Consider the following 1,010-nt stretch of genomic DNA (forward strand, 5'->3'; position numbering starts at 1 on the left):
CGGAGACGGTCGTGCCGAACAGCACGTCCTGCCGCCCCGTCAGGCGCCCGGCCAGCAGGCCCCAGGCCGTCTGCACCAACGTGCCCGGGGTGACGCCGAGTTCGCGGGCGCGGGCCGCGAGGCGGGCGGTGGCGTCCCCGGGCAGCTCGACGCGCACGTGCGCCGGCCGGGGGCGTTCGGCGCCCGCCTCGCCCGGCACCACGCGGGTCGGCTCCTCCACCCCGGCGAGCGCGGCCCGCCAGGCGTCGCGGGCCGCCGCCGCGTCCTGCCGCGCCAGGTGCGCGAGATGGGCGCGGTAGGGGGCGACGGGCGGCAGCTCGCCCCCGCCGTAGGCGGCCAGCAGCTCGCGGTGCAGCACGGGCAGCGACCAGCCGTCCGCCACGATGTGATGGAACGTCAGCACCAGCTGGGCGCGGCCGGGCCCCAGGCGTATCAGGGCGCAGCGCAGCAGCGGGGGCTCGGCCGGGTCGAACGGCCGCTGCCGCTCCTCCTCGGCCAGCGCGGCGGCCGGCGCCTCGCGTTCACCCTCGGGCCGGTTGCCGAGGTCGGCCTCCTGCCAGGGCAGGGCGGGGTCGCGGGCCACGAGCTGGAGCGCGGTGCCGGTGGCGGGGTCGGTGCGGAAGCAGGCGCGCAGCGGGGCGTGGCGCCGCAGCAGGGTGCGGGCGGCCTCGCGCAGCCGGGCGGAGTCCAGCTCCCCGGCCAGATCGATCACCTGCTGGACGACGTAGGCATCCCGGCCAGGCCCGTCCAGCAGGGAGCGGGCGTGGAACCCGGCCTGGAGCGGGCTGAGCGGCAGCACCTCCTCCACGCCGCCGGGAACGCCCTCCGTGGCCGCGCCCAGGGCGGCGGGGGCGGGCAGCTCCCAGGGCGCGGCGGCCTCGTCCTCCGGCGCCGACTCCCGTGCCACGCGCGCCAGTTCGGCCACCGTGCGGTGGCGGAAGACGTCGCGGGTGGTGAGGTCCAGGCCCCGCTCGCGGGCGGCGATCAGCAGCCGGACGGCGCCGATGCTG

The 1,010-nt window shown here is 79.6% G+C and carries 1 protein-coding gene; it reads right to left on the minus strand.

Annotation, left to right across the window (positions count from 1 at the left end; translation table 11 throughout):
• The coding region (locus D7231_RS36000) for a condensation domain-containing protein (RefSeq protein ID WP_147449940.1) at nt 1-1,010 on the minus strand (1,010 nt) is incomplete at both ends.

The organism is Streptomyces klenkii, from assembly GCF_003626645.1.
GTDB classification, from domain to species: domain Bacteria; phylum Actinomycetota; class Actinomycetes; order Streptomycetales; family Streptomycetaceae; genus Streptomyces; species Streptomyces klenkii.